The organism is Micromonospora sp. NPDC049645 (genome assembly GCF_040675155.1).
Taxonomy (GTDB): Bacteria; Actinomycetota; Actinomycetes; order Mycobacteriales; family Micromonosporaceae; genus Micromonospora.
Window position 1 is genome coordinate 252,351 of the sequence record NZ_JBFAOI010000003.1, and the last position, 18,966, is coordinate 271,316.

The 18,966-nt window shown below is 73.3% G+C and carries 15 protein-coding genes; 7 read left to right on the forward strand and 8 right to left on the reverse strand.

What is annotated here, in order from left to right:
* Positions 1 to 133: 133 nt before the first annotated feature.
* Positions 134 to 2,974, reverse strand: coding sequence for an adenylate/guanylate cyclase domain-containing protein (locus AB0J33_RS09695; RefSeq protein WP_363611735.1), 2,841 nt, complete (start codon positions 2,972 to 2,974; stop codon positions 134 to 136).
* 151 nt (positions 2,975 to 3,125) lie between these two features.
* Positions 3,126 to 3,341, reverse strand: a complete 216-nt coding sequence (locus AB0J33_RS09700; protein ID WP_363611737.1) for a zinc ribbon domain-containing protein — start codon at positions 3,339 to 3,341, stop codon at positions 3,126 to 3,128.
* A gap of 54 nt (positions 3,342 to 3,395) precedes the next feature.
* Here AB0J33_RS09700 and AB0J33_RS09705 point away from each other — a divergent pair, with 54 nt between their 5' ends.
* The 5 genes from AB0J33_RS09705 (at position 3,396) to AB0J33_RS09725 (ending at position 10,886) form a co-directional block, all read left to right on the forward strand.
* Positions 3,396 to 4,742 carry a lytic murein transglycosylase gene (locus AB0J33_RS09705; RefSeq protein ID WP_363612364.1) on the forward strand — a complete coding sequence of 449 codons (1,347 nt, stop codon included), beginning with the start codon at positions 3,396 to 3,398 and terminating at the stop codon, positions 4,740 to 4,742.
* Between the two features lie 72 nt (positions 4,743 to 4,814).
* Entirely contained in the window at positions 4,815 to 5,831 is a 1,017-nt protein-coding gene (locus tag AB0J33_RS09710) for a GNAT family N-acetyltransferase (protein WP_363612366.1), read from the forward strand.
* 92 nt (positions 5,832 to 5,923) lie between these two features.
* Entirely contained in the window at positions 5,924 to 9,202 is a 3,279-nt protein-coding gene (locus AB0J33_RS09715) for a lamin tail domain-containing protein (protein ID WP_363611739.1), read from the forward strand.
* A gap of 167 nt (positions 9,203 to 9,369) precedes the next feature.
* A complete protein-coding gene (locus AB0J33_RS09720; protein WP_363611741.1) occupies positions 9,370 to 9,951 on the forward strand; it encodes a sigma-70 family RNA polymerase sigma factor in 582 nt (193 codons plus the stop codon).
* Positions 9,948 to 10,886, forward strand: coding sequence for a CU044_5270 family protein (locus tag AB0J33_RS09725; RefSeq protein WP_363611743.1), 939 nt, complete (start codon positions 9,948 to 9,950; stop codon positions 10,884 to 10,886). The genes AB0J33_RS09720 and AB0J33_RS09725 overlap by 4 nt, the downstream gene beginning before the upstream one ends.
* Before the next feature lie 45 nt (positions 10,887 to 10,931).
* On the opposite strand, the gene AB0J33_RS09730 is transcribed toward AB0J33_RS09725, so the two are convergent.
* Positions 10,932 to 11,279, reverse strand: a complete 348-nt coding sequence (locus AB0J33_RS09730; RefSeq protein WP_363611745.1) for a MerR family transcriptional regulator — start codon at positions 11,277 to 11,279, stop codon at positions 10,932 to 10,934.
* A gap of 57 nt (positions 11,280 to 11,336) precedes the next feature.
* Here AB0J33_RS09730 and AB0J33_RS09735 point away from each other — a divergent pair, with 57 nt between their 5' ends.
* Positions 11,337 to 11,630, forward strand: coding sequence for an NAD(P)H-dependent oxidoreductase (locus AB0J33_RS09735; RefSeq protein ID WP_363611747.1), 294 nt, complete (start codon positions 11,337 to 11,339; stop codon positions 11,628 to 11,630).
* Between the two features lie 9 nt (positions 11,631 to 11,639).
* Positions 11,640 to 13,163 carry a DHA2 family efflux MFS transporter permease subunit gene (locus tag AB0J33_RS09740; RefSeq protein ID WP_363611749.1) on the forward strand — a complete coding sequence of 508 codons (1,524 nt, stop codon included), beginning with the start codon at positions 11,640 to 11,642 and terminating at the stop codon, positions 13,161 to 13,163.
* Here AB0J33_RS09740 and hemB read toward each other — a convergent pair.
* From hemB to AB0J33_RS09765, 5 genes are read right to left on the reverse strand one after another with little or no spacing between them, the layout of a single operon-like run.
* Entirely contained in the window at positions 13,114 to 14,097 is a 984-nt protein-coding gene (gene hemB, locus AB0J33_RS09745; protein WP_363611751.1) for a porphobilinogen synthase, read from the reverse strand. The genes AB0J33_RS09740 and hemB overlap by 50 nt on opposite strands.
* A 20-nt stretch (positions 14,098 to 14,117) precedes the next feature.
* Positions 14,118 to 15,698, reverse strand: a complete 1,581-nt coding sequence (locus AB0J33_RS09750) for a uroporphyrinogen-III synthase (RefSeq protein WP_124819086.1) — start codon at positions 15,696 to 15,698, stop codon at positions 14,118 to 14,120.
* Positions 15,695 to 16,690, reverse strand: a complete 996-nt coding sequence (hemC, locus tag AB0J33_RS09755; RefSeq protein WP_363611753.1) for a hydroxymethylbilane synthase — start codon at positions 16,688 to 16,690, stop codon at positions 15,695 to 15,697. The genes AB0J33_RS09750 and hemC overlap by 4 nt, the downstream gene beginning before the upstream one ends.
* Complete coding sequence (locus AB0J33_RS09760) at positions 16,687 to 18,081, reverse strand: glutamyl-tRNA reductase (RefSeq protein WP_363611755.1); 1,395 nt, start codon at positions 18,079 to 18,081, stop codon at positions 16,687 to 16,689. The genes hemC and AB0J33_RS09760 overlap by 4 nt, the downstream gene beginning before the upstream one ends.
* Complete coding sequence (locus AB0J33_RS09765) at positions 18,078 to 18,848, reverse strand: redox-sensing transcriptional repressor Rex (protein WP_363611757.1); 771 nt, start codon at positions 18,846 to 18,848, stop codon at positions 18,078 to 18,080. The genes AB0J33_RS09760 and AB0J33_RS09765 overlap by 4 nt, the downstream gene beginning before the upstream one ends.
* Between the last annotated feature and the right edge of the window lie 118 nt (positions 18,849 to 18,966).

The window sequence follows — 18,966 nt, forward strand, 5'->3', positions numbered from 1 at the left end:
CAACCCCGCGCCCCACCCTCTACTCGCGCGATCTTGCACTTTCTGTTGCCGTTTTGCCGCTTTGGCACCGTTATCTCACAACAGAAAGTGCAAGATCGCCGGGGCGGGACGGGGCGGGGGGGTGGGGGTGGGGTTAGGCGCGTTCGGTTCGGGTTGCGGGGTGGCGGTCGGGGTCGGCCGGGCGGCGCGGGGTTGGTTGGGACAAGCCGGTGCTGAAGCGGGTCGAATCGGCCGCCAGGTCCGGGTGTTCCACGTCGAGCGCCAGCGCCGCGGCCTCGTCCAGGCCCAACTCGGCACCCTCGCCGTACGCGTCGTCGAAGGTCGCGTCGCCCAGCACCGCCCGCAACTCCGCCTGCTGTTCCGCCCAGTAACCGCCGTAGATGCCCGGCGTGGCGCGCATGCTCGCCCGGGTGGCCTGCGCGGCCCCGAACAGCCGGGCCGCGGTCAACCGCTCCCCCCCGATCGCGCAGCGCACCGCGATCGCGTTCAACGTGTCGCAGGCCCGGCCGTGGTAGCCGTGACCCATCCGGGAACGCAGCGCCACCAGCAGATGCTCGTGCGCGGCGATCACGTCGCCCCGGGCCAACGCGACCATCCCGAGCAGCATGTCCACCGACCGGCGACCCCGCTCCACGGGCCGGGCCGCCTCCACCGGGCGCACCGCCCCCAGCAGCTCCGCCGCCTCCTCCAGGGCGCCCCGCCGCCAGAGCAGCTCGGCCAGGCTGAACACCGCGAACAGCGCCTCGCCGACCACGTCCTGCCCGTGCGCCCAGTCGATGACCTCCCGGCACACCCGCTCGGCCTCGACGAACTGCCCCATGTCGACAAGGGGCGCGGCCCGGCCGGCGAGCACCCGGGCCAGCAGGCCGGCGTCGCCGGCCTGCCGGGCCGCCGCCTCCGCCCGCTGGGAGTAGCGCAGCTCCTCGGCGAACTCACCGTCCGCGCTGGCATGCAGCGAATGCATGTGGTACGCCGCCGCCAGCTCCGCCTCCGGGATCCGCTCGCCCGTCTCGGCGATCCGCCCGTACAGCCGGAACAGCCACAGCCGCCCCTCCCGGGCCAGGCCCCGCTCCAGCCACCACTGGTCCAGCCCGCCAGCCAAACCGAGACCGGCCCGTGCGCTGCCACCGGTGGCGCACCAGCGCAGCGCGGCGCGCAGCTCCCCGGCCAGCGGATCGAGGGAGTACAACGACAGCGTCACCGGCCGGCCGTCCTGCCCCAGGTGCGCCTTGTCCAACGCGTGCGCCGACCAGGCCACGTGCCGGTCCCGGGCGGCCTGCTCCTCACCCGCCTCGGCCAATCGTCGCGCCGCGTACGCCCGGATCGGGTCGAGCATCCGGTAGGTGCTGCCGGAGGCACGCGGCTCGGCCAACACCATCGACTTGTCCACCAGGACCGAGAGCGGGTCCAGTGGATCGTCACCCAGCAACCACTCCACCGTCGCCAGATCCACCGGGCCGGCGAAGACCGCCAGCCACCGCAGCAGACGGGCGGCCCGGGGCCCCAGCGTCCGGTACGACCAGGTCACGGTGGCCTGCATGGTCAGATGCCGCTCGGTGGCGGAGCGCTGCACCGCCCGGCTCGCCGCGCTGGGCGGCGACGCCCCGGCCGCCGCCGCGACCAGGTCAACGGTGTCCTGCTGGTTGCCGGACCAACCCCGCTCCACCGGTGGCGGATCCGGGTCCTCCCGGCCGGCGTCCAGGGTGCCGAGGACATCGTCCAGCCGCTCGGCGAGTTGGCCGACGGAGAGCACCCGCAGCCGGGCGGCGGCCAACTCGATGGCGAGCGGCAGGCCATCCAACCGCTGCACGACCCGGCGCAGGTCGGCGGACTCGGCCGGGTCCGGCTGCCGACCACCGCGCGCCGCCGCCGTACGGTCCAGCAGCAACGCCACCGCGTCGCTCTCCGCGCCGTCCGCGCGCGGGTCCACCGAGAGCGGCGGAATCCGCCACACCACCTCGCCGGGCAGGCTGAACGACTCACGACTGGTCGCCAGCACCCGTACGCCACTCCCACCGGACAGCAACCGGGCGATCACCGCCGCGCAGGCGGCCGGCTGGGTGTCACAGGTGTCCATAACGACCAGCATCCGGCGGCCCGCCGCGTACTCGACGAGGGTGTCCAGCATCGGCCGGCCCGGCTCGGGTCGCAGGCCGAGCACGGCGGCGACCGCGAACGCCACCAGCCCCGGGTCGGTCACCGAGGCGATGTCGACGAACCACACCCCGTCCGGGTACGCCTCGACCACCCCACTGGCCAACTCCACCGCCAGCCGGGTCTTGCCCGCTCCACCCGCGCCCAGCACGGTGACCAGGCGGTGCTGCCGCACCAGCAGGCCCAGCTCGATGCGCTCGGCCTGCCGACCGACGAACGAGGTCACCTGGGTGGGCAGGTTGTGCGCCACCGCGTCGGCGGTGCGGGGCCGGGGGAACTGCCGCTCCAGGCCCGGCGCGACCAGTTGGAAGAGTCGTTCCCGGTCGTCGAAGCCGCGCAGCCGGTGCAGGCCCAGGTCGAGCAGGGTGGCACCCGGCGGCAACGGCTCGGCCCGACGTGCGGTGGACGCCGTGCAGAGCACCTGCCCACCGTGCGCGGCGGCGGCCACCCGGGCGGCCCGGTGCACCTCGGGGCTGGCGTACTCGCCGTCGCGCGGCTCGGCATAACCGGTGTGCAGGCCCATCCGCACTCGGGGCGCGGCTTCCGAGGTGGGCCAGTCGTGGCTGGACAATGCCCGCTGGGCGGTCAGACACGCGGTCAGCGCCGCGGTCGCGTCCTCGAAGGCCAGGAAGAACGAGTCGCCCTCGGTCAGTAGCTCCGCGCCGCCCGTGCTGGCCAGCGTCCGGCGTAGCAGCCGTCGATGCTCGGCGAGCACCGGGCGGTAGTCCGGGCCGAGCAGCTGGGCCAGCCGGGTCGAGCCCTCGATATCGGTGAACACGAAGGTCACCCAACCGCTCGGGAGCTGGATCCGTGGCGACATGCGAGGAACCTCCGCCCGTGACGTCGGGTTCATGCTGCCCGAGTCCGAACGATCACACATCGTGAGAACGGCCGGGCAAGTGCCGCCTCAAGGTGCCACTCGGACCCGCTCCCGGCAAGGCTGGCCCACCGGGCGGCGGGGATCGGCCCGGTCAGCAGCCGCAGGCACCACCGCAGCAGCCACCACCGGTGGGCGCCGGGGCACCACCGGCGGCGCCGCCCCGGCCGGTGACGGCGACCGCGGAGAGCAGCTTGACCGTGTCGGCGTGTCCCTGTGGACAGCTGGCCGGCTCACCGGCCGCCGCCATCGAACGGTTGACCTCGAAAGTGTCGCCGCAGGCGCGGCAACGGAACTCGTACCGGGGCATGCCCCCAGGGTACGTGGATCTGACGGTTGGCGGAGCATGGGTGATACTCGACGGGTGGTGGACGGCGAGGATGACACGCGTGTGCAACCGTTACGACCGGCCGCGCCGCTGGACGGGCCACTCGAAGGCTCGGGGGCCGCGCCCGATCCGGTGCGCAAGGTGCCCCGTCCGCGCCGCCCCTGGCTGAGCGGGCGTCCCACGGGCACCCCGAGCCCAGCACCGGAAACGCCACCGGCAACGGCCCCGGAAGCGACACCGGCAACGGCACCGGCTACACCGCCGGAAGCGGCAGCGGCAGCGGTCACAGCGCCGGAAGCGGTGGTGACAGCGGAGGGGTCGAGCGACGGCCCGCCGGCCGACGACGCGAAGACCGTCGCCGTGGCCACCTCCACTGATCCGGCCAAGACCACTGTGGACGTGGTGCCGGTCGTGCCGGCGTCCGACCCGGCCCGTCGGCGGCGGGTGCCGTTCGCCCACGCGGTACGTCTGCCGCCGAGCCAGGCGGCAGCCTCCGCCGCCCGTGCCACCCGTGCCTGGGCGGGCCGGCCGAGTGGTCGGCTGACCCTGCCCGGCGTCTTCCTGCTGGCGCTGGTGGCCGCGACCGCCGCGGCGGGAGCGCTGCTCGTGCCGGCCGCGATCCGCGCACCGCGCCCGGTCGCGGTCGACGCCTCCGCCGCGCCGAGCGGAGTCGTGCCGCCGTCGGCGCCGTCCGGCCTACCCACCGGCCCGCTGCCGACCGGGCCGCTGCCCACCGTCCCCCTGCCCGGCAGCGGGCTGCCCGGCAACGGGCTGCCGACCGGACCGGCCGGTGGGCCGGCGATCGGTGGCCGCCCGTCGGACGCGCTGGCCGGCTGGGCGCAGCAGGTCGGCGCCAAGGTCGGGGTCCCCGCGGTCGCCATGCAGGCGTACGGCTACGCCGAGCTGGTGCTCGCCCAGACCAACCGCAGCTGTGCGCTGAGTTGGACCACGCTGGCCGCGATCGGTCAGGTCGAATCGGGGCACGGCTCCGCCAACGGCGCCCGGCTGGGGCAGGACGGCAAGGCGCAGCCCAACATCATCGGGCTGCCGCTGGACGGGAAGGACGGTCGGATGCGGATCATCGACACCGACCGGGGGGCGCTCGACGGGGATTCGACCCTCGACCGTGCGATCGGGCCGATGCAGTTCATCCCGACCACCTGGCAGGAGATCGGCGCGGACGCGGACAACGATGGCCGCAAGGACCCGCACGACCTGGACGACGCCGCGCTGGCAGCCGGAAACTACCTCTGCAAGGGCGGGCGCAACCTGAGCATCGCGGGCGACTGGTGGAACGCGATCCTGTCCTACAACGATGTACGGCGGTACGCCCAGGACGTCTATGACACCGCGAACCGGTACGGACGGGCCAGTCGGCCGTGAAGTGATCGTCTCGATACGTTGGAGAACTGGACACTTCCCCCGGGCCTCTGTTAGCGGCAAGCTAGACGGGTGATGGTGCGCGAGTGGGACCCCAGGACCGCGTCGTCCGCCGAGATCGCGTCGCTGTTGGCCACGCTGAACGCGGTCCTGGCGGCCGATCTGCCGCAGGACCCGCCCTGGCGGGAGACTTCGCTGCGGGAATACCTCGCCGAGGTGATGCCCGGCGAGCGGCGGATCTCCTGGATCGCCCAGGCCGAGCCGACCGACCCGGGCGACCCGGGCGCGGTGCTCGGCCAGGTGCACGTACTCCTTCTGGGTGACATCGGCGTGCTCGAGGTGCTGGTGCACCCTTCCGCGCGGCGCACCGGCCTCGGTCGTGACCTGGTGTTGCGCGCCGCGCGCCGGGTCTACCAGGAGGGTTTCCGGTCGATCGGGGTCGAGGTCGTCGGCGACACGCCCGCGGTCGGGTTCTACGAGTCGCTCGGCTTCACCCGGGAGTACGTGGAGACGCGCAGCGTGCTCGACCTGACCGTCGTCGACTGGGCCGAGTTGACCGAGATGGCCACCGGCATCAGCGCGGGCTACCAGGTGGAGTTCTTCCCGGGCGGGCCGCCGGACGACCTGCTCGAGGCGTACGCGCGGGCCAAGGCCGAGGTGCGTGACGTCGACGACGGCGAGTTGCGCCCCAGCTCCTACGACCCGGAGCGGCTGCGCGACAGTCTCGACACCCTGCACCGGCGGGGCATGAAGCCGTACATCGTGCTCGCCCGGCACGAGCAGAGCGGTGAGGTGGCCGGCCTGACCGAGGTGGTGGTGCCGGCGCAGCACCCGACCCGCGCGGACCAGTACGACACGATCGTCGCGCAGGATCACCGGGGCTACGGCATCGATCGGGCGATCAAGGCCCGGATGCTGCTGGAGCTGCGCTCCGCCGAGCCGGAGCTGATCGAGGTGCAGACCTGGAACGCGCAGGCCAACGAGGCGATGCTCAAGGTCAACGCGGAGCTGGGCTACCGGCCCGACCGGGACTGGTGCGAATACAGCGTCGATGTCGCCGAGCTGGTGCACCGCCTCGATCCGCCACGCTGAGGAATTCACGAAACTGTCCACTTGGGGATGGACGGTGGACAGCCGCGCACCTTAACGTGCGTTGACTCCCATCCGCCCATCGTGGAGGCCCTATGCGCCCGCGCCGCTCAATTGCCGCGCTCGCGACCGCCACCGCCGCCGTGACCCTCACGGCGCTCGGCGTCGCACCCACCGCGGCCAGCGCCGCGCCCACCGACCTGTTCATCTCGGAGTACGTCGAGGGGTCGTCGAACAACAAGGCGATCGAGCTGTTCAACGGCACCGGTGCCGCCGTCGACCTGACGGCCGGCGGCTACCAGTTGCAGCTCTACTTCAACGGCTCCACCACGGCCACCACGATCGCCCTGACCGGCAGCGTGGCGGCCGGCGACGCGTTCGTGTTCGCCAGCGCCTCGGCCGGGGCCGCCATCCTCGCCCAGGCCGACCAGACCACCGGCGCCAGCCTCTTCAACGGTGACGACGCCATCGTGCTGCGTCGGGGGACCACGGTGCTGGACTCGATCGGCCAACTGGGCGTCGACCCGGGCACCGAGTGGGGTTCCGGCGTCACCAGCACGGCGGACAACACCCTGCGTCGGCTGCCGAACGTCGCCGCTGGCGACACCGACCCGTCGGACGCGTTCGACCCCGCCACGCAGTGGGCCGGCTTCCCCGTCGACACGTTCGACGGGCTGGGCGCGCACACCGTGGACGGCGGTGGCCCGGTCGACGTACCGGCCACGCTGACCTGTGGTGGGCCGCTGGTCACCGCCGCCGGCACGGCCGCGAGCCGCGAGGTGACCGCCGCCGACCCCGACGACACGATCGTCGACCTGGCCGTGACGGCGATCAGCCCGAGCCCGGCCTCCGGTGCGATCACCCGCACCGCGTTCACCCCGGCCGACGCGGTGGGCGGCACCGCCCGCGCCACGGTCGGCGCGAGCGCCGACCTCGCCGCCGGGGCGTACACCGTGACCCTCACCGCGACCGACGCGGGCGGTGGCACCGCCAGCTGCGCGCTTGTCGTGCAGGTGACCAGGGAGCTGACCGTCGGCGAGGTGCAGGGTCCGACCACCGACGCCGAGGCCGGTCAGGCCGACCGGTCGCCGCTCGCACCGGCGAGCGGCAACGGCACGAGCAGCACGATGTACGACGTCCGCGGCGTGATCACCCAGCTGACCCTGGCCCGTACCGCGGCCGGGGCGGAGCAGCACGGGTTCTTCCTGCAGAGCCGGGTCGGTGACACCGACGGCGACCCGACCAGCTCGGACGGCATCTTCGTGTTCATGGGCACGTTCAGCACGCTGGTCGGCGGTTACCTGCCGACGGTCGGCGACGAGGTCGTGCTGCGGGCCCGGGTGTCGGAGTACTACAACTTCACCCAGCTCTCCGGCGCGTCGCTGGTCCGCCGGATCGGGGGCGGCCTGGCCGTGGACACCGCGGTCGCGGTGACCGACGCGGTGCCGCCGGCCGTGCTGACCGACGCGCAGCGCTTCTGGGAGCGGCACGAGGGTTCCCGGATGCGGGTACGGGCGGGCAGCGGCGCGGTGAGCGGCCGGGACGTCTTCGCCTCCACCGCCGACGCGGAGCTGTGGGTGGTGGACCGCGACGACCCGCTGCTGGACCGCGCCGACGCGTACTCCCGGCGGGTCTTCCGGGACTCGCACCCGCTGGACAACGACCCGACCCGCCGCTTCGACGACGGCAACGGCCAGCGGACGCTGCTCGGCAGCATGGGTGTGAAGGCCACCGCCGGGGACAGCGCCGCGCTGCTCCCGCCGGCGCACACCTTCGACACGCTGCGGGCCGACGCGGTGGGCGGGGTCTACTACTCGTTCGAGAAGTACGGCGTCCAGGTGGAGCAGGCGCAGTTCGACGCCGGGGCCGACCCGTCGAAGAACAACCCGCCCAAGCCGGCCGACCGGTCGCAGGAGGTGGCCGTGGCCACCTACAACGTGGAGAACCTGTACGACTACCGCGACGACCCGTTCGACGGCTGCGACTTCGCCGGTAACGCCGGTTGCGTGGGCGTGGCCCCGCCGTTCGACTACGTGCCGAACAGCGAGACGGAATACCGCGAGCAGCTGGCCGCGCTCGCCGACCAGATCGTCAAGGACCTGCACGCACCCGACCTGATCCTGGTGCAGGAGGCCGAGGACCAGGACATCTGCACGGTCTCCGGTGCTGCGTTGAGCTGCGGCGACACCAACAACGCCGACGGCGCGCCGGACAGCATCCAGGAGTTGGCGCTCACCGTGGCGGCGGCCGGCGGGCCCGCGTACGCCGCAGCCTATGACCGGACCGGCGCGGACGCCCGCGGTATCACCGCCGCCTTCCTGTACCGCACGGACCGGTTGTCGCTGGCGGCGGCGACGGCGAACGACCCGCTGCTGGGGTCGGCTCCGACCGTCCAGTACCGGGCGGCGGGGCTGCCGGCCAACGCCGACGTGCAGAACCCGAAGGCCCTCAACGCGGTGCTGCCGTCGGACGTGGACACCTCGACCGGCAAGGACGGGAACAACGTCTTCACCCGGGCGCCTCAGCTGGGCAAGTTCAGTGTGGCCGCGGCACCCGGCTCGACCGAGCGGTTCACCCTGTACGCGCTGAGCAACCACTACTCCTCCGGCCCGGACAGCCGGGTCGGGCAGCGGCGGGAGCAGGCACGCTACGGCGCGGCGATCGTCACCGCGATCGAGGCCGCCGACCAGACCGCCCGGGTGGTCTACGGCGGGGACCTGAACGTCTTCCCGCGTCCGGACGACCCGATCGCCACCGGCGACCAGCCGACGCCGTCGGACCAGCTCGCCCCGCTGTACGAGGCGGGCCTGCACAACCTGTGGGACAACCTCGTCGCGGACGTGCCGGCCTCCGCCTACTCGTACAGCTTCGAGGGGCAGGCGCAGACACTCGACCACCTGTTCGTCAACGACGCGTTCTACGGCGACCTGGTGCAGGTGCGGGCGGCGCACATCAACGCCGACTGGCCGGCGGAGTTCGCCGGTGACGGGTCACGGGGTTCCAGCGACCACGACCCGCAGGTGGCCCGGTTCCGGTCCCGGGCGTCGTTGACCGTCGCCGACACGGCGGTGGTCGAGGGCAACCAGGGCACCCGGCAGCTGACCTTCACCGCCACGGTGTCCCGGCCGCTGTCCCAGTCGGTGCTGCTCTGCGCCGCCACCGTCGGCCTCACCGCGCAGGCGGGTTCGGACTTCGACCCGTACGCCGGCTGCAAGGTGTTGGCCGCCGGGCAGACGTCGGTGGCCTTCCCGGTGTCGGTGCGCGGTGACCGCAAGCGGGAGGCGGACGAGAGGTTGACAGTGCTGGTGGCCGGCGTGCCCGGTCTGCGGCTGGCCGACCCGCTGGCAACCGGAACGATCACCAACGACGACTGACGGTTCCGTTCATCCGCAGGTGATCGCGTTCGATCCAGGATGTAGTGGCCTCCGCACTCCGGGAGGCCACTACATCCGTCTTTGGGCATGATCTTGCGCGGGATGTAACACCGTGCCGCCGCCGAGCCAATGGAGGGGTGTAAGGACGGCCAACGAGAGGACGGCCTGTGACTATCCCGAGCCCGGACGGGGATGACCTGGCGACCATCGGCGCGGACCCCGAGGCGTTCGAGCGGTTCTATCGACGGCACGTCGAGACGATCGGCCGGTTCGTCGCTCGTCGCGTCGACGACCCCCACACCGCAGCCGACCTCACCGCAGAGGTGTTCCTCGCGGTGATCGACTCCGCGGCCGGGTACCGACCGGAGCGGGGCAACGAGTTGGGCTGGCTCTTCGGCGTGGCCCGCAACGTCATCGCCGCCGAACACCGGCGGGCGACCCGGCTCCTGCGGGTCAGCGGTCGCATAGCCGGACGACGGCTGCTCGATGCCGACGACATCGCCCGGATCGAGGAGCGCATCGACGCCGAGGCGCTGGCCCGGCGCACCTACCAGGCGCTGCACGGCCTACCCGAGCGCACCCGCGCCCTGTTGGAACTCGTCGCCGTCGACGGCCTGTCCGTGGCGGACGCGGCCGACGCGCTCGGCATCTCGCCGGTCGCCGCCCGGGTCCGTGTGCACCGGGCCCGCCGGGCGGTACGCCTCGCACTCGCGCAGTCCGAATCCGCGCTCGTCCGATCGGAGGGATGACCATCATGACCCACACCCCACTGGGCAACTTCGAGGAACGCCTCCTCGGCGAACTGCGGGACCAGATCACCAACCGGACCGCCGAGCCGGCGCCGACCACGCCACCCGTCCCCGCACCCCGCCTGCGCTCACGTCGGCACGCGCCGGGCTGGCGCCTGGCCGGGGCAGTAGGGCTGGTCGGCGTGCTGACCGTCGGCGGGTTGGTGGTGCAGACGGTGGACGACGCGCCACCGACGGCGAGCGCGGCCGAGGTCCTGACCGAGGCCGCGGAGACGGCTCGTCAGCAGCCCAACCTGGTGGCGCGCCCCGGCCAGTTCCTCTTCGTCGAACTACGGATCACCTGGCGGGACCGGCCGGTCGCCGGCCCGTACACCGAGGAGCGGCTCCAGCGCTGGGTGCCGGTCGGCGACGACCCGACCTGGCAGCAGCGGCGACGGCTGGAGAGCCGCCCGAACGAGTGGCGGACCGACGACGTCTCGGACCTGTCTCCGCCGCCCGGCTACTTCCAGGGCCTACCCACCGAACCGGACCAGATGGTCAAGTACCTGCGGGACCACCCCGTACCCCTGGACCTGCCCGCCGGCGCGGACCTGGAGGCGATCCGGAACGACCCTACGACGATCTTCGGCGACGGGATGTGGATGCTCGAGGGTTATGTACCGCCGCAGTCCCTCGGCGCGCTGTTCCAGGCGATGGCCCAGGTGCCCGGGGCCACCGTGCTGCCCTCCGAGATTCGGGACGCGGCCGGCCGACGGGGGGTGGCGCTGCGGACGCCGGGCGTGATCGGCGCTCACCTTGATCTGATCTTCGACCGGGAGACCCACGCCTACCTCGGCAGCCGACGACTCGCCGTGCGGGACGGCAAGGAGTCGCTCTACACGAGCACCGCCGTCACTCAGCTGGCGATCGTCGACCAGCTGGGGCAGCTGCCTTGATCGCGGGGCGCGGAGAACGGCCGACGGATCGCGGACCGGGCGCGGTCAGAGGTCGCAGAGGCGGCGGCCGGAGCCGATGTCGTCCAGTGCCGCATGCAGGTCGCGGATGCGCCGCTCGGCCTCGGCGGTCAGCCGGTCGTGCAGGCCCTGCCAGTCGGCCGGCTGGGGACCGGATGGCAGGGCCGCGAGCAGGTCGCGGATCTCGTTCACGGTCAGGCCGACGCGCTGGGCCACGCGCGCCACCCTGATCCGGCAGGCCGCGTCGGCGTCGAAGCGCCGCTGGTTGCCGCCGGTGCGGGCAGCTGTTATCAGGCCCTGCCGCTCGTAGAACCGCACGGCGGAGCCGCTGACGCCGCTCCCCCGGGCCACCTCGCCGACCGTCAACGTGCCCATCGCCCCTCCCCCGCCACCATTGACTTCACCATTAGTTCAAGTCCTAGCGTCGAAGGCATGACTACGCATGAGGACGCCGCACCGCCAACCGTCGCCGTGCTCGTCGGGAGCGTCCGGCAGCCTCGGGTGGGCCGCTCGATCGCCGACTGGTTCGTCGCTCACGGGAGCCGCCGCACGGACCTCGATTTGGACCTCGTCGACCTCGCCGAGGTGGCGCTGCCATTCGCGGACACCCCTCCCGGGGGTAACTCGGCCAGCCCGATCAGTGCGCGGCTGGCCGCCGACGCCACGTTGAGCGAGCTGGCCTGGTGGGCCGAGGCGCTGCGTACCGCCCGCCGGGTCCGGCCCTGAGCCGGCGACATGGACGCCTCCGCGCGACGGCTCGGCTGGTACCTGACCCTGGGTGGTCTGCTCGCGGTGATCGACACCACGGTCACCGTGGTGGCCCTGCCGAAGCTGGTCGACGACCTCGACACCAACCTCACCACGATCGGCTGGGTCACCAGCGGCTACGCGCTCGCCCTGGTCGCGGTGATGCCCACCGCCGCCTGGGCGATCGGTCGCTTCGGTGCCCGCCGCACCTACCTCACCGCGCTGCTGCTGTTCACAGCCGGCTCCGTGTTGGCCGGTGCCGCCTGGAGCGTGGGGTCGCTGATCGCGTTCCGGGTGCTCCAGGGGCTCGGTGGTGGACTGCTCAATCCGGTCGGGATGGCCGTCGCTCTCGCCGCGGTGCCGCCAGCGCGGCGAGGACGGATGATGAGCCTGCTCGGCCTTCCGGTGCTGGTCGGGCCCCTGATCGGGCCGGTGCTTGGTGGGCTGCTGCTCGATCACGCGTCCTGGCGGTGGATTTTCTGGATCAACCTGCCGGTGGGGCTGTTGGCGATGGCGCTCGGCCGGTCGGTGCTGCCGGTCGCCGACCCGCGACGACCACCGGTCCGGCTGGACGTCGTCGGGCTGCTGCTGCTCTGCCCCGGTCTGGCGCTGGCGGTGTACGGGCTCAGCGTCACCGGCGAGCGGGGCGGTGTCGTCACCGCGTCCGTGCTGCTGCCGCTCGTGCTCGGCGCCATGTTGGTGGTCACCTTCGCCTGGCGGGCCGGCCGGGTACGGCAGCCGCTGCTTCGCCTGGCCGTGCTGCGCGCGCCCGGGATGACGCCCGGCGCCGCGACGGTGGCGTTCTTCGCCGCCGGATACTTCGGCTCGTTCCTGATCATCCCGGCCTACGTGCAGGTGGTACGCGGTGACTCGGCCACCCTGGCCGGGGTGGTCGGCATCCCGCAGGCGCTGACCACCGGGCTGATGCTCCAGGTCGCGACCCGGCTCGTCGATCGCGTCTCGGCGCGGCGGGTGGTCGGGCTCGGCATCGCCACCGCGGTGGCCGGCACGGTGGCCCGGGTGCTGGTGCTCGACGCCGACACGTCGTACCCACTGCTGGCCACGCTGGGTGCGGTCATCGGCCTCGGCATGGGTGCGACGCTGATGCCGACGATGACCGCGGCCAGCCGGTCGCTTCCGCCCGACGACCTGCCGTCCGGCTCCACGCTGCTCACCACCGTGTCGCACACCTCGGTCGCGGCCGGCACGGCGCTGATCGCCGCCGCCCTGTCCTGGCTGGCGGACCGGCTCGCCCCGAGCCTCGGCGGCGGGGGCATCACGGCCGCCCACCGGCTCGACCCGGCCAGCCGGCTCGGCCTCGCGCCGGAACTGGCGCAGGCCACCCGGCTCGCGCTGGCGGTGTCGGCCGTGCTGTTGGCGCTCGCCTGGCTGACCAGCCGGCGACTCCCGGCCGCCGCGGGTGCCGACGAGACGGCCACCCCGACGGGACGCGCGGACCCGGTCAGTAGCGCTGGCGGAGCAGGCCGGCGGCCTCCACAGCCCAGTAGGTGAGGATGACCTGGGCGCCGGCCCGCTTGATCGAGGTGAGCGTCTCCAGCATCACCCGCTCCCGGTCGATCCAACCGTTCGCGGCGGCCGCCTCGACCATCGCGTACTCCCCGGAGACCTGGTAGGCGGCGACCGGAACGTCCACCGCGGCGCGCACCGCCGACACCACGTCGAGGTAGGGCAGCGCCGGCTTGACCATCACCAGGTCGGCGCCCTCGGCCACGTCGAGTGCCACCTCGCGCAGTGACTCGCGCAGGTTGGCCGGATCCTGCTGGTAGGTGCGCCGGTCGCCCTCCAGCGCCGACTCCACCGCCTCGCGGAACGGCCCGTAGAACGCGGAGGCGTACTTCACGGCGTACGCCAGCACGGAGACGTCCTGGTAGCCGGCGGCGTCGAGGGCCCGGCGGACCACGCCGACCTGGCCGTCCATCATCCCGGACGGCCCGACCATGTCGACCCCGGCGGCGGCCTGGGCCACCGCCATCTCGGCGTACGCGGCCAGGGTGGAGTCGTTGTCGACCTCGCCGTCGGAGGTGAGCAGCCCGCAGTGCCCGTGCGAGGTGAACTCGTCCAGGCACAGGTCGCTCATCACCACCGTGGCGTCGCCGACCTCGGCCACCACGTCGCGGATGGCGACGTTGAGGATGCCGTCCGGGTCGATGCCGCCGGAGCCGGTCGGGTCCCGCTGCTCCGGTACGCCGAAGAGCATGATCCCGCCGACACCGGCCTGGACCGCCTCGACGGCTGCCTTGCGCAGCGAGTCCCGGGAGTGCTGGAGCACTCCCGGGAGCGACCCGATGGCGCGGGGCTCGGTCAGCCCCTCCTTGACGAACATCGGCACGACCAGCTCGGCCGGGTCGACCCGGGTCTCGGACACCAGCCGGCGGACCGCCGGGGTGCGGCGCAGCCGGCGGGGCCGGATCTCGGGGTACGACATGGCGGGTCCTCCTCGGACGACTACCGGAAGCGGAGGGCGGTCGGCCCCTGCACCTTCGAGCCGCGGCGCTGCTTGGCCGGCATGGCGGCCAGCTTCTCGCGCAGCTCGACGGCGTAGGCGGCGAGCGCCTCCACCAGGTCGGGCACCGAGGCGTGCGGTGGCTGGACGTCGACCCGAAGGCCGAACTCCGTCGCGGTCTCCGCCGTCTTGGGCCCAATCACGGCAACAACGGTCCGCGCGTGCGGCTTCCCGGCGATGCCGACCAGGTTCCGCACGGTGGAGGACGACGTGAAGAGGACCGCGTCGAACCCGCCCGACTTGATCGCGTCCCGGATTTCGGCGGGCGGCGGAGCAGCCCGCACCGTCCGGTACGCGGTCACGTCGTCGACCTCCCAGCCGCGCTCGGTGAGCCCGGCGGCGAGCGTCTCGGTGGCGATGTCGGCGCGCGGCAGCAGCACCCGGCCCACCGGGTCGAGGATCTCGTCGTGCGGCGAGAACTCGGCCAGCAGACCCTCCGAGGACTGCTCCCCGGCGGGGATCAGCTCCGGCTGGATGCCGAACGCGCGGACCGCGTCCGCCGTGGCCTCACCGATGCAGGCGATCTTGACGCCGCCGAAGTGCCGGGCGTCGAGGCCGTGCTCGGCGAACTTCTCCCAGACCGCGCGGACCGCGTTCACCGACGTGAAGATCACCCAGGCGTACCGGCCGTCGACCAGGCCCTTGACGGCCCGCTCCATCTGCGCCGGGGTGCGCGGCGGCTCGACCGCGATGGTCGGCACCTCGCACGGAATCGCCCCGTACGCGCGCAGCCGCGCGCTCATCGCGCCGGCCTGCTCCTTGGTCCGGGGTACGAGCACCTTCCAGCCGTACAGCGGGCGGTTCTCCCACCAGCTCAGCTTGTCGCGCTGCCCCACCCCGACGCCGACGGTGAGCACCACGCGGCCGGTGAAGCCGAGCGCGGCGGCCACGAAGCTGTCCACGGTCGACGTGGTCGTGTACTGGGTCTCGCCGGTGCCGTCGCCGGTCACCCCGACGCCGGTGGTGCCGTCGACTCCGGCGGCGAGCAGCCCGTCCCGGACGGCGGCGAGGTCACCGGCGTCCACGGCGAGCGCGAGCGAACCCCGGCCGACGGCCGTGGCCAGCGCCTCGAAGTCCAGTGCGCTGACGTCCTCGACGTCGGCGGCCGTCCGCACCCCCGGCAGCGGAACTCCCGCGTAGGTGGCCACACCCTCGGCCTGACCGACACCGGGGACCACCTCGAAGTGGGCGGCGGTACGGGCCACCGCCTGCACCTCCTTGACCACCGAGTCGTGCCCGAACGGGTCGCCGGCGACCAGGTGCACCGCGTTCAACCCGGAGCGGGCCGCGGAGATCAGCACCTTCGCCACGTCCCCCGGCGCGCCCTCGGCCGGAGTGAACTCGGCATCGTCCCTGGCCTCGGCGCGGACGACGGCGAGCAACGACTCCGGGACTCCCCGGTCGTAGATCACCTGGTCGGCGTCGACCAGGGCGTCGTGGGCCCGGCGGGTCAGCAGGCCCGGGTCACCGGGGCCAGCCCCGACGAACGCGATACGGCCGACGGGCTTACGGGTGCGGGTCATCCTGTGCTCCCAAATTGCTGGGTCCCCGGGCCGGTGTGTCCTTCGTGGCCGAGGATCGAGTCGGCGCCGAGGTCGAGGAGTTCGGCGGCGAGTGCCTTACCGATCTCCGCCGCGTCGGCGGGCGTTCCGGTGCGGGACAGCCGGAGGTCACGAGTGCCATCCGGGCTGATCACCGCCCCGCGCAGGTAGATCTCATGGACAACATCGCCTTCGGCGGCAGAGCCGACTGGCTCGCCTTCGGCGAGGATGGCATAGGCGGCGACGGGTGCGCTGCACCCGGCCTCCAGGGTTGCCAGCAACGCGCGTTCCGCGGTGACCGCGGCGCGCGACGGTGCGTGGTCGAGCACTGCGAGCAGCTCGACCAGGTCCTGATCGTCGATCCGGCACTCCACGGCCAGCGCGCCCTGGGCGGGTGCGGGCAGCATGAGCATCGGGTCGAGCGTCTCGGTGATCACGTCGGTCCGGCCGATCCGGGCCAGTCCGGCCCGGGCCAGCACGACCGCGTCGAGGTCGGCCTCGGGGCCGAGCACCCGCATCAGGCGGGTGTCGATGTTGCCGCGGATCGGGGTGACCTCCAGTTGCAGCCCGAGGGCGTGCAGTTGGGCGACGCGGCGCAGCGCGCCGGTGCCCACGGTGGCCCCGGGCGGCAGCTCGGCGAGGGTCCGGCCGGCGCGGGCCACCAGGGCGTCGCGCGGGTCCTGCCGGGGCGGCACCGCCGCGATGTGCAGCCCGGCGGCGGTGGCCGTGGGCAGATCCTTGTACGAGTGCACGGCGAAGTCGATGGTCCGGGCGGTCAGCGCGTCGCGCAGCGCGGAGACGAACACCCCGACGCCGAGCCGGTGCACCGGCGCGTTGGAACGGTCGCCGGCGGTGACCACCTCGACCAACTCGACCGGGCGACCGGTGGCGGCGGTCACCGCCTCGGCGACCTGGCTGGACTGGGCCAGAGCCAGGGTGCTGCCCCGGGTGCCGAGGCGCAGGGGGGCGGTCATCGCGCACCTCCGGTGGGTGGGGTCGGCTGGGCGGCGTCGGCCGCCGCCGGGTCGGCGCCGGGCAGCGCCGGGCCGAGGTCGGGGGTCAGCACGTCGGGAACGGTGTCCACCGGGGAGGTCTGCGGCACCTCGAGGTCGAACAGCTCGCGCAGCAGTGCCGCGTACTGGTCGCCGCCGGGCTCCGCCGCCAACTGGCGGACCTTCACGGTGGGTTGGTGCAGCAGCCGCTGCACCACCCGGTGCACCGTGCGGGCCACCTCGGCCCGCAGGTCGTCGGCGAGGTCGGGGCGACGCTGGGCCAGCCGGCGCAGCTCGGCGGTGACCACGTCGTCGGCCCGGCCGCGCAGCGCGGCCACGGTGGGTGCCACGTCGGCGCCGCGCAGCCAGGTGAGGAAGCTCTCCACCTCGCCGAGCACGATGCGTTCGACGGCGGCGGCGTCGGCGGCCGCCGGACCGTCGGCGAGCAGCGCCGCCATCCGGTCGATGTCGATCACTTCGACGCCGGCGAGCTCGGCGACTCCCTCCTCGACGTCGCGGGGCACGGCCAGGTCGAGCAGGACCAACGGGCCCCGGCCCGGGTCGCGCTCGGCCAGCGCGGCGGTGACCACCGCCCGGGTGAGGACCGGTTCGGTGGAGGCGGTGGCGGCCACTACGATGTCCACTGTGGAGAGGGTGTCGGCCAGCTCGGTCATCGGCGCGGCGCTCGCCCCGTACGACTCGGCCAGCCGGACGGCCCGGTCGGCGCCCCGGTTGCTGACGGTGAGCGGCCCGGCGCCCAGCCGGGACAGCGTGGCCACCCCGAGCGAACCCATCGCGCCGGCGCCGACCACCAGGGCCGGGCGGCCGACGAGGTCGCCGTCGAGGTGCCCGGCGGCCAACTCCAGCGCGGCGGTGACGACACTCTGGCCGGCCCGGTCGATGCCGGTCTCGGCGTGGGCGCGCTTGCCGACCCGCAGCGCCTGCTGCATCAGCTCGTGCAACAGCCGGCCGGCCGAGTCGGCGCCGGTGGCCCAGTGGTACGCGTCACGCAACTGACCGAGGATCTGCGCCTCGCCCACCACCATCGAGTCCAGACCGGTGGCGACCCGGAAGACGTGGTCCACCGCGGCGGTGTCGTAGTGCACGTACAGGTGGCTGGCGAGCGCCGCCGGCGAGCTGCCGGCCTGCTCGGCCAGGACGGCGCAGACGTCACCGAGCCCGCCGTGGAAACCGGACACGGCGGCGTAGACCTCCACCCGGTTGCAGGTGGAGACGATCACCGCCTCGGCGACGTACGGCTGGGCGACCAGGCGGTCCAGTGTGCGGGTCAGGTCGGCGGGGGGTACGGCCAGCTGCTCCAGCGTGGCAACCGGGGCGGTCCGGTAGGACGCGCCGACGACGAGCAGTTTCACGTGCCGATCGCCTCCTGGGTGTCGGTGGCCGCGAACCCGCCCGGCAGGGCGGTGAGAGCGGACCCGCCGGTGGCGGGCAACGCGGTCAGCGATGCCTTGCGGTGCTCGTGGAAGGACAGAATCTGCAGCTCGATGGCGAGGTCGACCTTGCGCACGTCGACCCCCTCCGGAACCGAGAGTACGCAGGGCGCGAAGTTGAGGATGCTCGTCACGCCGACGGCGACCAGTTGGTCGGCGACCTGCTGGGCGGCGGCGGCCGGGGTGGCGATCACGCCGATCGCGAGGGATTCCTCGGCGGCGACCGTCGGCAGGTCGTCGACATGCCGGACCACCAGGCCGTTGATCTCCTCGCCGACCCGGGAGGGATCGGCGTCGAGCAGTGCGGCGATCCGGAAGCCGCGGCTGGCGAAGCCGTCGTAGCCGGCCAGGGCGTGACCGAGATTACCCACGCCGACCAGGGCGACCGCCCGGCGTTGGGTGAGCCCGAGCACATACTCGATCTGCTCGATCAGCAGCGCGACGTCGTAGCCGACGCCCCGGGTGCCGTACGAGCCGAGGTGGGAGAGGTCCTTGCGGAGCTTGGCGGAGTTGACTCCGGCGGCGGCGGAGAGGCCCTCGCTGGAGACCGTCTCGTGCCCGCTGTCGGCGAGGTTGTGCAGCGCGCGCAGGTACTCCGGGAGCCGAGCGACGGTCGCCTCGGGCAGATCCGGGAGCGCCGGTACGGCACCGGCGCGGCCGGGCGCGCCTGGGTGACGGTGCTGACTCATGAGACTCCGTGCGGTGCGATCCTCGGCCAACTCCGCTGGTCGACCGTTTATGGACTCCCGCTGGCGACCGAGGTTGCCGGCTGTGCTAGCAGGGCGCGTCGGAGTCACAGCGTAGGCG

Bases quoted from the DNA above. Each gene is read 5' to 3' on its own strand.
- AB0J33_RS09695 (WP_363611735.1), bottom strand. From the start codon at position 2,974: ATGTCGCCACGGATCCAGCTCCCGAGCGGTTGGGTGACCTTCGTGTTC.
- AB0J33_RS09700 (WP_363611737.1), bottom strand. From the start codon at position 3,341: ATGCCCCGGTACGAGTTCCGTTGCCGCGCCTGCGGCGACACTTTCGAG.
- AB0J33_RS09710 (WP_363612366.1), top strand. From the start codon at position 4,815: ATGGTGCGCGAGTGGGACCCCAGGACCGCGTCGTCCGCCGAGATCGCG.
- AB0J33_RS09715 (WP_363611739.1), top strand. From the start codon at position 5,924: ATGCGCCCGCGCCGCTCAATTGCCGCGCTCGCGACCGCCACCGCCGCC.
- AB0J33_RS09725 (WP_363611743.1), top strand. From the start codon at position 9,948: ATGACCATCATGACCCACACCCCACTGGGCAACTTCGAGGAACGCCTC.
- AB0J33_RS09730 (WP_363611745.1), bottom strand. From the start codon at position 11,279: ATGGGCACGTTGACGGTCGGCGAGGTGGCCCGGGGGAGCGGCGTCAGC.
- AB0J33_RS09735 (WP_363611747.1), top strand. From the start codon at position 11,337: ATGACTACGCATGAGGACGCCGCACCGCCAACCGTCGCCGTGCTCGTC.
- AB0J33_RS09740 (WP_363611749.1), top strand. From the start codon at position 11,640: ATGGACGCCTCCGCGCGACGGCTCGGCTGGTACCTGACCCTGGGTGGT.
- hemB (WP_363611751.1), bottom strand. From the start codon at position 14,097: ATGTCGTACCCCGAGATCCGGCCCCGCCGGCTGCGCCGCACCCCGGCG.
- AB0J33_RS09750 (WP_124819086.1), bottom strand. From the start codon at position 15,698: ATGACCCGCACCCGTAAGCCCGTCGGCCGTATCGCGTTCGTCGGGGCT.
- hemC (WP_363611753.1), bottom strand. From the start codon at position 16,690: ATGACCGCCCCCCTGCGCCTCGGCACCCGGGGCAGCACCCTGGCTCTG.
- AB0J33_RS09765 (WP_363611757.1), bottom strand. From the start codon at position 18,848: ATGAGTCAGCACCGTCACCCAGGCGCGCCCGGCCGCGCCGGTGCCGTA.